This window comes from Bartonella sp. B1098 (assembly GCF_944896145.1).
GTDB lineage: Bacteria > Pseudomonadota > Alphaproteobacteria > Rhizobiales > Rhizobiaceae > Bartonella.
Genome location: NZ_CALYLP010000002.1, coordinates 342029 through 353596 on the forward strand (window position 1 = coordinate 342029; position 11568 = coordinate 353596).

Sequence of the window (11568 nt, forward strand, 5' to 3'; positions counted from 1 at the left end):
GTTCATTTCTCCCTTGGAGCTGCAGCCCGTATAAGACGATCATTGATAGCCTCCCCTAATCCATATGATGGAATAGGTTCTACGGCAATACATTTCACTTTAAATGAATCCAATTCCTTCATGTATTGAAATAAATGAGAGGCTGCCTCTTCCAACTTTCCTTCCTCGCTAAGGTTTAAACTAAAAACGGCATTTTCAGCCCCCATAACGCGCTTTGAACCAAATGCTAAAAGCGCTTCACCATTTTCCACCTTTTCTACATTCAAACGAATCGCAGCATTGGGAGCATAATGTGACTTTAACATCCCTGGAGCTTCAATCGCTGCCCTTTGATCTATCCGCTTTAGCGACTTTCCTACAATTTCTTCAATTTTATCAGCCGCAAGCCCCCCTGGACGCAAAAGATAAATATTTTCACCACAAATCTTAATAATTGTTGATTCAAGCCCTATTCTAGTTGGTCCTCCATCCAATATCAAAGGAACAGATTCTCCCAAAGATGCAAAAACAGCCTCAGCCGAAGTAGGACTAAGACGCCCCGATTGATTCGCACTAGGAGCCGCAAGTGGACGGCCAAAATATTGTACAATTTCCGCAAAACGACTGTCTGGAAAACGAATAGCTAATGTATTCAAACCGGCAGTCGTTAAAGGATGGATATCATGTTGTGCTTTTAAGGGTAAAACCAATGTCAAAGGTCCAGGCCAAAGGGCTTCCATGAGTTGGCGTGAAAGAAAATCAATTTCAACATAGCGCTCCGCCATTTCGATACCGTTGACATGCGCAATAAGAGGGTTAAATTGCGGACGCTTTTTTGTAGAAAAAATAGAAGAGAGTGCCCTTCCATTGGTTGCATCGCCCGCTAATCCATAAACAGTTTCCGTTGGTACCGCTACTAACTTTCCTTGTTCAAGGAGCGCTATTGCTTCTTTTATCGAAACGCTATTAAGTGGTCGAATCGTCATGACACATCATTCCTATAACGCTCTTTGAGTGGCGCAAAACTATAACGATGTAATCCTACAATTGGCCCCTTTTTATCAAGAACTGTACGATGGGCTAGCGTTGCATACCCTACATGCTTCTCAAAACCATACCCTTTATAAACTTGTCCAGCACATTCCATCATCCGATCACGCGTTACTTTCGCAATAATAGATGCGGCTGCAATTGAAACCGAACGCTGATCACCCTTAATTAATGCCGTTGCGGGACAGGGCAGCTGAGAGGGAATATCACGTCCATCAACAAGGATATAATGAACTGGAACAGCTAATCCCGTAATACAGCGACGCATTGCTTCCAAAGTTGCTTTTCTAATATTAGACTGATCAATTGTACGGGCGCAAAGACTAGAGACTGAAAACGCTAATGCACTTTGCAAAATTTCATGATAAAGTTTACTGCGTTGAAGGAAAGAAAGCTTTTTTGAATCATTTAACCCATCAGGAATATGATTTTTATCCAAGATGACTGCCGCTGTTACTACAGGCCCAGCAAGAGGTCCCCGTCCCACTTCATCAACCCCTGCTATATGCAAAAAACCTTGGTTTTGCAAATCCAATTCATATGAAAAGTTTGGCTGAAGCGGCAAATTAAACATCTTTGATAAATCACAAATACAACAAACACCCATCTATTTCTGCAACCTGCTTATTTTTTGCAAGCATTACAGTTTTAAATAGCTCTTCAAACATTGCATGAATTCTTGCACAAAAGATAGAAATAAAATGTGAAATGAAAGAATATCCTACCGTCCATTTTCTCTTCTAAAAGCTTATTCTAGTATGTATTTATTTTATCCAAAAAACAAAAAATAGATTTTTTTAATCCTCTCTTCATTATGTATAATAGAATTAGGGCAAAATAGAAGTTTTTATTTCTCAAATCGTTCCCAAAGTCATGATCGGTTTTACAAACCAATTTGGGTGCATTAACTTGATAAAAAGAGCTGCCTGTTGAGCAGCTTGCTGATCTTTAAAAATGCCAAAACAAGTTGCTCCCGTTCCAGACATACGAGAAAAAAGAGAGCCACATTCATCTAATATAGATAACACTTGTGTTAATTGAGATGCCATTTTTAAAGCAGGTGCAAAAAGATCATTACGCGTTTCTTGTAAAGCTTCAACCAATGAATCAACGCTCTTTAAAGCGGCTGGATCAATTTTTAAAGAAGAATGATGGCGCTTGTCTAACGCTTTAAAAACAGCTTGTGTTGAAATTTCTTGTCCATGATTAACCAATACTATTGCAAGAGAACAAGCTTCCTTTAGTCGTATAATCTCTTGGCCAATCCCTTTAACTAAAAGTGGCTGCTGATATTCCAATGCAAAAAGGCACATAGGAACATCAGCACCAAGAACTAAACTCATTTTTGCTAATTTTTCACAAGAGCAATCCAGATTCCATTGTTGACGCAATATGCTGATAACCCCTGCAGCATCACCTGAGCCACCACCAATACCTGAAGCAATCGGAAGTGTTTTTACAAGGCGAAAAAAAGCAGGTTGAGCCCTTTCAGGGAAAGTCTTACGCATAAAGTTCTGTGCGCGAATAACCAAATTATCTGAATAAGATACAAGTTCTTTTGCAAACGGTCCCGTTAAAATAAACTGGTCACTTTCACAAGGCGCATAGTGTAGATAATCACCGCTAAGACTAAAATAAACCAAACTTTCTATTAAATGATAACCATCAGCACGTTGCCCTACAACATGCAGAGCTAAATTCAATTTAATGGGTGTAAACACATAAGAATGTCTTTGGAATGAAACTTGTACATCCGATGTCATATGACGTAATATTCACTTTTATAGGGTTCTTTTACAACTATCCCCCTTTTATTCACACTTTTACCATTAGCCCTATAAACCGTTCTAAATATTATTAATTTTTTTTCTAAACAAACAATAAATATTATGAAGAACTCTCATACAAAATAAACGACATGTTCTCATTCGTATCATTTCAAGCCTTTTTTCTTCTAACATCTGTTTTTTAGATAAAAATCCCTTTCGCTTGAATGTTCCTTTTTATCACAAACCATAACGCTGCCAAAGTGCCCGCTCTTCTGCGGCCATCAAAGCACTGTCAACGACCGTATAAACTGCATGAGCAGTCACTCCTGAGGGCGTTTTAAGTCCTAAAAAACTTTTTGGAGGCGTAATAAGTCGAATTTTTGCATCATTACCAAAGCGTTCCTTAATAACAGAACGCACATCATTCAACCCGTCAACCAGACCAAGTTCCACGCCTTTCTTTCCACTCCAAAACATTCCTGTAAAAATATCTGGATCACTTGATAACTTCGCTGCACGCCGTTCTTTTACCAAATCAATAAAAGTTTGATGAACTTCAAGTTGGAGAGATTTCAAATGCTCAATATCAGCTTTTTTTTCAGGCTGAAATGGATCTAGTGTAACCTTGTTCTTTCCTGCTGTGTAAACGCGACGTTCCACACCAATTTTCTTCAAAAGTTCCGGAAAACCAAAGGAAGCTGAAACCACCCCAATGGAACCAACAATCGAAGAAGGATCTGCAAAAATTTCATCTCCCGCACAAGCAATCATATAACCACCAGATGCTGCGATATCTTCAATAAACACAAGAACTTTTTTATTGTTTTCTTCTGCTAAATCGCGGATACGCTTGAAAATAAAACGTGATTGCACTGGAGAGCCACCAGGAGAATTAATAACAATTGCAACAGCTGGTGCTTTTTTGTACGCAAAAGCCTTTTCTAAAAGATTGGCACATCTACTGAGAGAAAGCGTACGAGATATAGACGATGAATCCATAATTGCCCCTTTAAGGCGAACAACAGGAACTTCAAATTTATTGGAAGAAAAACGGCGTGGAATAAGATTTTTTAAAATATCCATCAAAACAAAATCTCCTTAATTTAAGAACAATTAAATAAGCAAGGACACAAAAAAGGAAGAACGTAATACCATCCAAAAGCGCCAATCAATCCCCACATGACAACTAGAAATATAATTTCACCCAAAGATTAAGTCTCCTTAATAATAAAGTTTAGACTTTAAATAATAAACTGAAAAACACAAGAGACCATTACAAAAGTTCCCACAAACTTATACATCCATTATTGATTGCATCAACCCGTGATGAAAATGCATGCTCTTCATCTTCATGTATAACCAACGCTGGTAAAATCGATAAAGCTGCTCTGCTTCCCCGTTTTGCGTAAAATAAAAGACGAATTGCCGGAGTTGATGCACGCGCATGAATGGGAATGATACAGATACCACCAAAGCGACCTTCTAAAGCATGCAAGATATCCGTTAGTGATTGTGGACGCGCAATGAGCCCTAAATATCCACCTGGCTTAACGATAGCTGCTGCACTGCGTAGCCAGTTATCAAACATCGCTTCAGGCATAACATGTGCTTCAGATTTTTGTTTATCAGGTGTCTTGCGATCCATAGGATTATTAAAAGGTGGATTCATAATGGCAAAATCAAAGCTATTATCTATCAAACCTGCTTTTATACGAGCACTCCCTGTGAGGGTCACATCTGCTTTTAACAAACAAACTCGCTCAGAAAATTTTTCATTTTGCTTTAGCGTAAGTGTTTTTTGTGCATAAGATGTCATAAAAGATGAGCGCTCAACTAATGTAACATGAACTTGCGGACAACGCGAAGCAACAGCCAACCCTGCTGCTCCAGCCCCCGCCCCTAAATCAACAACCTTGCCCTTTAAATCAGTGGGAACCAAACTGGCTAATAACATAGCATCCATTCCAGAACGATGACCATGTTTATGGGGTTGAACCAAATAAAATTTCCCGCGATGAAAACTGTCTATTGTTTCATCACTCTGATTCGTTGTTTTATCCATTCCATTTAAAAGCCTAATGTTCACCTTTATCAACAACCCTTTGGTCCTTAGAACAACATTACACGCGTTAAAAAACATTTCTTACCCATATCATTCCAAGCTTACACTTCAAAGCACCATCAAAAGCTTGAGTCAAAACAAAACCCCCTTTATGCTAGCGAATAAATAAAATTTATATATGTCCATTGCAACACTCTAGGAGTCAACATATTGAGTGCCGTTATCAAACAAGAACAAATAAGAAATAATCAAATTTCTCTTCAATCTCTCATTCGCCTTACGCAACAAGATATGGAGCGCGTCAATCAATTTATTTTCTCTATGGCAACATCAGAAGTTGAGATGATCCCTGAAATTTCTAACCATCTTATTTCATCAGGTGGAAAGCGATTACGTCCAATGATCACATTAGCTGCTGCTCATATGTTCGGCTATCAACATGACGGGCATATAAGACTTGCAACAGCCGTTGAGTTTATGCATACAGCGACTTTGTTACACGATGATGTGATTGATGAAAGTGATTTACGACGCGGAAAATCTACAGCACGAATGATTTGGGGAAATCAAGCAAGTGTCCTTGTTGGAGATTTCCTATTAGGACAAGCTTTTAAAATGATGGTTGATGTTGGCTCTATAGAAGCGCTCTCTGTCTTAGCAAACGCTGCTGCAATTATTGCTGAAGGAGAAGTTATGCAACTTTCTGCCGCAAAAAATATCAAAACCAGCCCTGCAGACTATCTGAAAATCATCAATGCAAAAACAGCGGCACTTTTTTCGGCAGCTGCTGAAGTAGGCCCCATTGTTGCTGGTTATGGAAATAAAGAGCGTTCTGCATTACGTGATTATGGAACATCTTTAGGATTGGCTTTCCAATTGATTGATGATGCGCTTGACTATAGCGGTAGTGCTCAAAACTTAGGAAAAAATATAGGAGACGACTTTAGGGAAGGAAAGATTACAATGCCTGTGATTCTCGCATATGAGCGTGGGAATATGGGTGAAAAAGCTTTCTGGAAAGAAGCGCTTGAAGAAGGCAATAGCAATGACGAAGCCTTTGCACACGCGCAACACTTAATGGAGAAGTATAATAGTGTCACAGATACCATAGAACAAGCACGCATCTATGGAAAACAAGCAATTAATGCTCTTATTCCCATGCATGAAAATCTTGCTTACAATGCTCTCGTTGAAACTGCTGAGTTTTGCATTGCCCGCGTAAACTGATTCTTTGTAAGAATCGCAGTATTTCTTAAAAAGTAATGAGATATGATTTATAAACGACACAATCGATTGATTATCTTGAAAAGGATTAGCTCCATGTGCTCTGCAACGATATCCCGACTTTTTACCCTCTTTATGGTGGGCATCATGCTGATGCCATCCCCTACCTACAGTAAAATAAGCACGGCGACTCACACAAGTTCATTTACAGGTGCTTATTTAGCTGGAAGGGTTGCAAATCATGAAAACAAAACAGATCTTGCGATCAATTATTTTAAACAGGCACTTGTTTATCAACCTGATAACATTGAAACACAAAAAGAGCTCCTTGAAGCTATGCTCTCAGTCGGAGACTTTAAAGAAGCTGTGCAACAAGCTAAAAAACTCAAAGAGCAAGATGTTATAACTCCCTTTGTTTCCTTAACGTTGTCAATAGAAAGTCTCATTAAAAAAGACTATAAGAATGCCAAGCTTCTTCTACAATTAAAAGAACCTCCCATAGCCAATAACCCAATACCTGAACTCATCGGTGCTTGGATTACATTTGGATCTGGACAAAAATCTCAAGCAATTGCTGATCTTAAAAAGCTCAAAGGTCCTGTCTGGTATGAGCTTTTTATATCTTATTATCTAGCACTTATGAGCGACCTTGCAGAACGACCACAGGATGCAAAAAAATATTTTATTAAAGCACTGAATAACAAACAGGGCACTCTTATCGCTCCTAATACTTATGAACGTATTATTACAGCCTATGCTTCATTCCAATTGCGCCATAATATGCGTAAACAAGCTCTTCAGACAATCCAGCATGGCGAACAAATGTTGTCAGCTCGAGAGGTTTTCAAAAACTTTCGAGAAAAAATTGAAAAAAATACTTTCTTAGAAAGATTGATTAAAACACCTCAACAAGGAGCAGCCGAGGTGTTGTATAATTTTGGAACAGCTCTCAACCACAAAAATTCAGGACACATTGCACGTATTTTCAAACAATTATCTTTCGCCTTATATCCTCAAAATGACGCAACGCTATTTCAGCTCGCACATATTTCTGCTAAATTGGATGATCCTTATCAAGCCATCAAACTTTATCGCGCTTTATCCCCTAAATCTCCTTATTATAAAGATGGACAAATTCATCTTGCATTTCTTCTTGCCAATAACAACAATTATAAAGAAGCAATAAAACTATTGACATTGTTAAATAAAAAATTTCCCAATGATCGTAACATTTTGATAACGCTCGTTGCTTTTTATATGCAGGATCATAAGTTTCTTGAAGCTACTCAAACTCTAGACTATGCTATTGCTCAGATAAAGAACTTTCAGAAGGACGATTGGAAACTTTTTTATCAACGTGGTATTGCTTTTGAACGTTTAAAACAGTGGGCGAAAGCAGAAATTGATTTGCGAAAAGCCCTTGAATTTTTTCCAAACCAACCGCAGGTTCTAAACTATTTAGCCTATTCGCTTGTAGAACGAGGTGAGAAGCTTGAAGAATCACTCCACATGCTGCAAAAAGCTTCTTCTTTGCAAGCGCACAACAGTCATATTCTTGATTCTTTAGGGTGGGCTTATTATAAACTAAAAGAATACAACAAAGCAGTCCAAATATTGGAAAATGCTGTCAGGTTACAACCTGAGGACCCAACATTGAATGATCATTTAGGGGATGCTTATTGGAAAGTTGGACGTAAACGTGAAGCAATATTTCAATGGAATCATGCAATTGACGAAAAACCAGAAAATTCTAAACAAATTCAAGAAAAATTGAAATTTGGTTTGCAATAAACAATGCTTAACCGTAAACCACATAAAATAATAAACAGAGAGACTAGAATTTCTTTAGTTTCTTTCTATGTCGTTCAATATTTAAAGAGTATAAAGTGTGAAATTGCCTGAACATCTTAACCCTAAACGTTCTTTTCAGGGGCTAATCTTAACTTTGCAAAATTATTGGGCCCACTATGGGTGCGCGATTTTGCAACCTTACGATATGGAAGTTGGAGCTGGAACTTTTCATCCAGCAACAACGCTACGCTCTCTAGGTCCGCGACCTTGGAAAGTCGCTTATGTTCAACCCTCTCGACGTCCAACAGATGGCCGATATGGTAAGAATCCAAATCGTTTACAACACTATTATCAATTCCAAGTGCTTCTCAAACCCTCTCCGCCCAATCTACAAGAACTTTATATAAAGTCGTTACAAGCTATCGGGCTTGATACACAACTACATGATATTCGTTTTGTTGAAGATGACTGGGAAAGCCCAACCCTTGGCGCTTGGGGACTCGGATGGGAATGTTGGTGCGATGGGATGGAAATCTCTCAATTTACTTATTTTCAACAAGTTTGCGGCATTGAATGCGCCCCAGTTTCAGGAGAGCTCACATATGGTCTTGAGCGTCTAGCGATGTATATCCAAGGGGTTGATAACGTCTATGATCTTAACTTTAATGGTTTGGAGAAAGAAAATAAAATAAGTTATAGAGATATCTTTCTACAGGCAGAACAGGAATATTCATATTATAACTTCGAATTTGCTGATACAAAACTGCTCCACCAGCATTTTATCGATGCTGAACGCGAATGCAATGCACTTCTTGATGCGGGAAAACCTAATAAAGAAAATGCATTCCATCGCTGTGTTTTTCCTGCATATGATCAATGTATTAAAGCGAGCCATATCTTTAATCTTTTACAAGCACGTGGCGTTATTTCTGTAACTGAACGACAAAATTATATTCTTCGCGTCCGTGATCTCGCACGCCGTTGTGGGGAAGCCTTCTTACTCACAGAAGCTGGACAAATATATACTGGAGAAGCCTAATGTCTGATCTTCTTCTTGAACTGTTCAGTGAAGAAATCCCTGCACGTATGCAACGAAAAGCTGCTGCTGATCTTAAAAAAGCTGTTACAGATCAACTTGTCAATGCTGGATTGACCTATAAAGCTGCTCGTGAATATTGGACCCCCCGTCGACTAACATTGGACGTACGTGGACTTTCTATACGCTCAAAAGATATCCATGAGGAACGCAAAGGTCCCAGTACAAAGTCACCACAGTATGCAATTGATGGTTTTCTCCGTGCAACGGGGCTCAACGATATTTCTGAAGCGCAGATTGGACATGATGATAAAAAAGGGGATTTTTATATTGCTAAAATTGTAAAAAAAGGCAGGTCAGCAGAAGAAATTATTGCCGATGTTTTACCAGATATTATTCGCAACTTTCCGTGGCCAAAATCTATGCGTTGGGGAAAAGATTCCGCAAAAAGTGGTGCTCTAAAGTGGATTCGACCTTTACAAAATATTCTTTGCGTCTTCGGACCAGAAATTGGTGAAACGCATGTTATTCCGTTTACAATTGGCTCTCTTGAAAGTAACAATCTCACTTATGGTCATCGTTTCTTAAGTAACGGAAAGCCATTCCAAGTGCGCCGCTTTGATGATTATGTGATGCAACTTGAAGCCCATAAAGTCATTCTGGATACTGAAAGACGAAAAAATATTATTTTAGCAGATGCCCAAAATCTTTGCTTTGCAAACGGTTTAGAACTGGTTCAAGATAATCTCCTCCTAGAAGAAGTTGCGGGTCTTGTTGAATGGCCTGTTATTCTTATGGGTGATTTTGACAAATCATTCCTTGATATTCCTCCAGAAATTATTCGCTTGACCATTCGAGCCAATCAAAAATGTTTTGTCACCCGTAAACAAGGAAAAAAGGTAAAACTTTCTCATCACTTTATTCTCGTTTCTAATATTCTTGCCAATGATGAAGGCAAAGAAATTTCGAAAGGAAATAGTAAAGTTGTTCATGCCCGTCTTTCGGATGCCCTTTATTTTTGGCAAACAGATCAGCGTGATTTACCCGATATTCAACACTTGGAATCTTCTGTAAAAAAATTTGATCTTGATATAAAGAAACCTCTTGATCAAAGAATGGCGCGACTTGATCATTTGAATGTAACTTTTCACGCCAAATTAGGGACGCAAGGTGCAAGAGTAGAACGCATCGCTAAACTCGCCCAAGAAATTGCACCTTTAATACAAGCAGATCCTCTTTTAGCAAAGCGTGCAGCAATCCTCGCAAAAGCTGATTTGCAAACGGAAATTGTCGGAGAATTTCCTGAACTACAAGGGGTTATGGGGCAAAAATATGCCCTTCTGCAAGGGGAAGATCCTCGCGTAGCTGTCGCAATTGAAGAGCATTATAAACCTCAAGGAGCAACAGATCGTCTTCCGCAAGAACCACTTGCTATAACCATTATGCTCGCCGACAAAATTGACATGCTGGTTGGCTTTTGGCTCATTAATGAAAAACCAACGGGCTCGAAAGATCCCTATGCATTAAGACGAGCAGCCTTGGGAATTATTAGGCTTGTCCTTTCACGAGACTGGAAAATTAATCTTATGCCACTGTTTCAGTTGGCAACGAATCTTTTCATACAACAAAAAAATAAATATGAAATCTCTCAACAAGAAAATCCACAATTGCAGAATTTTCTTCCAGAAAAAACAGAGTATATTTTATCTGATCTGTTATTCTTTTTTCATGACCGTTTAAAAATCCATCTAAAAGAGGAAGGGGCTCGCTATGATGCCCTTGAAGCGGTTTTAAACAAAGATTCTGATGATTTTTTATTGGTTGCACGTCATGTCGAGTCTCTTATCGCTTTTATTAATACCCATGATGGAATGAGTTTTGTAGCCTCTGTAAAACGTACTGCCAACATTCTTGAAAATGAATTTCAAAAAAACACAACAATAGCGCATGAAATTAATCCTGAGCTCTTTGTTGAAAAAGAAGAAAAGAAGCTCTATGATGCAATCTGTGAAGTAGAAAGAAAGGTTCTTGCGCCCATCTATGCAACAAATTTATCGTTTGCACTCGGTATTTTAGCGCCGCTTGGAAAATTGATAGATCTATTTTTTGAAAAAGTATTGGTAAACGATAAAAGCCCTGACGTTCGTACGAACCGCCGGGCTCTTCTCAAACGTACTCACACACTTACACAAGCGGTTGCAGACTTCTCAAAACTTGTCCTTTAAAACTAAAATGTCCTATGAACTGATAAAAATAATAAAGATAAATTTTTTTTATTAATGAATATTCCAGAATATTATAAAGAATTCTCTCGTGGGATTTGCTTCTAACTTTAAAAAGCAGTAGAATTTTTTATCGTCAATAATACTTTATATTTAATCATAAACACTGTATAGTGTAAATTTTTCTTATCATAAATCCCATCTCTTATTGAATCAATTAAAAAAACTCCTCCGCACCCTACAAGCTGGGTGAATGTGTCGATAACTTATTGAAAAAAAGTTCTCCTCACGAATAGTTCCAAGTAAAATAGGTGCTATCTGTTTGCACTTTTATTAAACAAGAAGATATCATACTCAGTAGATTTTATACACTTTATGGGGAGTGTTCCTCTTCATAAATGCTGTCATAAAATGAAGGAGGAAAATATGTTGAGA

General features: G+C 38.3%; 9 protein-coding genes. 4 read left to right on the forward strand and 5 right to left on the reverse strand.

Features of this window, described 5'->3' with window-relative positions; translation table 11 throughout:
* Nucleotides 1–2 precede the first annotated feature (2 nt).
* The 5 genes from NNJ85_RS01525 to NNJ85_RS01545 form a co-directional block, all read right to left on the reverse strand.
* Entirely contained in the window at nucleotides 3–965 is a 963-nt protein-coding gene (locus NNJ85_RS01525) for an L-threonylcarbamoyladenylate synthase (RefSeq protein WP_254472996.1), read from the reverse strand.
* Nucleotides 962–1636, reverse strand: coding sequence for a ribonuclease HII (locus NNJ85_RS01530; protein ID WP_254472997.1), 675 nt, complete (start codon nucleotides 1634–1636; stop codon nucleotides 962–964). The genes NNJ85_RS01525 and NNJ85_RS01530 overlap by 4 nt, the downstream gene beginning before the upstream one ends.
* 247 nt (nucleotides 1637–1883) lie before the next feature.
* Nucleotides 1884–2792: a 4-(cytidine 5'-diphospho)-2-C-methyl-D-erythritol kinase gene (locus NNJ85_RS01535; RefSeq protein WP_254472998.1), complete on the reverse strand. Its 909-nt coding sequence runs from the start codon at nucleotides 2790–2792 to the stop codon at nucleotides 1884–1886.
* 243 nt (nucleotides 2793–3035) lie between these two features.
* On the reverse strand, nucleotides 3036–3881 hold the full coding sequence (locus NNJ85_RS01540; protein WP_254473000.1) for a S49 family peptidase: 846 nt from the start codon (nucleotides 3879–3881) through the stop codon (nucleotides 3036–3038).
* A gap of 190 nt (nucleotides 3882–4071) precedes the next feature.
* Nucleotides 4072–4860, reverse strand: coding sequence for a tRNA1(Val) (adenine(37)-N6)-methyltransferase (locus NNJ85_RS01545; RefSeq protein WP_254473893.1), 789 nt, complete (start codon nucleotides 4858–4860; stop codon nucleotides 4072–4074).
* Nucleotides 4861–5070: 210 nt separating this feature from the next.
* On the opposite strand from NNJ85_RS01545, the gene NNJ85_RS01550 reads away from it, so the two are divergent.
* From NNJ85_RS01550 to glyS, 4 genes are all read left to right on the forward strand, one after another.
* Nucleotides 5071–6087, forward strand: coding sequence for a polyprenyl synthetase family protein (locus tag NNJ85_RS01550; protein WP_254473002.1), 1017 nt, complete (start codon nucleotides 5071–5073; stop codon nucleotides 6085–6087).
* A gap of 93 nt (nucleotides 6088–6180) precedes the next feature.
* A complete protein-coding gene (locus tag NNJ85_RS01555; RefSeq protein WP_254473004.1) occupies nucleotides 6181–7875 on the forward strand; it encodes a tetratricopeptide repeat protein in 1695 nt (564 codons plus the stop codon).
* 97 nt (nucleotides 7876–7972) lie between these two features.
* Complete coding sequence (locus NNJ85_RS01560) at nucleotides 7973–8914, forward strand: glycine--tRNA ligase subunit alpha (RefSeq protein WP_254473006.1); 942 nt, start codon at nucleotides 7973–7975, stop codon at nucleotides 8912–8914.
* Nucleotides 8914–11136, forward strand: a complete 2223-nt coding sequence (gene glyS, locus NNJ85_RS01565) for a glycine--tRNA ligase subunit beta (RefSeq protein ID WP_254473008.1) — start codon at nucleotides 8914–8916, stop codon at nucleotides 11134–11136. Before NNJ85_RS01560 ends, glyS begins: the two co-directional genes overlap by 1 nt.
* The last annotated feature ends 432 nt before the right edge of the window (nucleotides 11137–11568 follow it).

What these genes read in the sequence shown, in the direction of transcription:
- NNJ85_RS01525 (WP_254472996.1), bottom strand. Translation starts at nt 965, where the DNA reads ATGACGATTCGACCACTTAATAGCGTTTCGATAAAAGAAGCAATAGCG.
- glyS (WP_254473008.1), top strand. Translation starts at nt 8,914, where the DNA reads ATGTCTGATCTTCTTCTTGAACTGTTCAGTGAAGAAATCCCTGCACGT.
- NNJ85_RS01540 (WP_254473000.1), bottom strand. Translation starts at nt 3,881, where the DNA reads ATGGATATTTTAAAAAATCTTATTCCACGCCGTTTTTCTTCCAATAAA.
- NNJ85_RS01530 (WP_254472997.1), bottom strand. Translation starts at nt 1,636, where the DNA reads ATGGGTGTTTGTTGTATTTGTGATTTATCAAAGATGTTTAATTTGCCG.
- NNJ85_RS01555 (WP_254473004.1), top strand. Translation starts at nt 6,181, where the DNA reads ATGTGCTCTGCAACGATATCCCGACTTTTTACCCTCTTTATGGTGGGC.
- NNJ85_RS01545 (WP_254473893.1), bottom strand. Translation starts at nt 4,860, where the DNA reads ATGGATAAAACAACGAATCAGAGTGATGAAACAATAGACAGTTTTCAT.
- NNJ85_RS01535 (WP_254472998.1), bottom strand. Translation starts at nt 2,792, where the DNA reads ATGACATCGGATGTACAAGTTTCATTCCAAAGACATTCTTATGTGTTT.